This window comes from Halomonas sp. ND22Bw, assembly GCF_003011945.1.
GTDB lineage: Bacteria > Pseudomonadota > Gammaproteobacteria > Pseudomonadales > Halomonadaceae > Halomonas > Halomonas halophila.
The window spans coordinates 1-371 of sequence record NZ_PXWD01000322.1 but is presented as its reverse complement, the minus strand read 5'-3'; the positions used below and the strand labels follow the sequence as shown (position 1 = coordinate 371).

General features: G+C 69.0%; 1 protein-coding gene. It reads left to right on the top strand.

Annotated features, from left to right (window positions below):
- Positions 1–71: 71 nt before the first annotated feature.
- Positions 72–371 (top strand): AEC family transporter (locus CVH10_RS18265; protein ID WP_181244485.1); only part of this gene is annotated, 300 nt, incomplete at its 3' end.

Genomic DNA, 371 nt, shown 5'->3' with positions numbered 1-371 from the left:
CCCAGCTCGTGGTCGATGGCGGCCTGACCGCGCGCTGCGCCTGATCGAATGAGCCTGATCGCCCTGCAGCCATGACCGCTCTGCTGAACGTCGTCCTGCCGGTCTTTGCGCTGATCGCGCTGGGCTATCTGTGTCGGCGGGTGAAGGTGCTGGGGCCGACGGCGGTCACGGAGATCAACCGGTTCGTCGTCTGGCTGGCCCAGCCGGCGCTGCTGTTCGGCATCACCGCCAACGCCCACTGGTCCAGCTATCGGCTGGATTTCACGCTGGCCATGGCCGGGGCCCTGGTCGGGACCTTCGTCCTGGTTCTGGCCCTGACCTGGCGCAGGATGGGGGCGGGCGATGCGGTGGTGGACGCCCAAAGCGCCGCC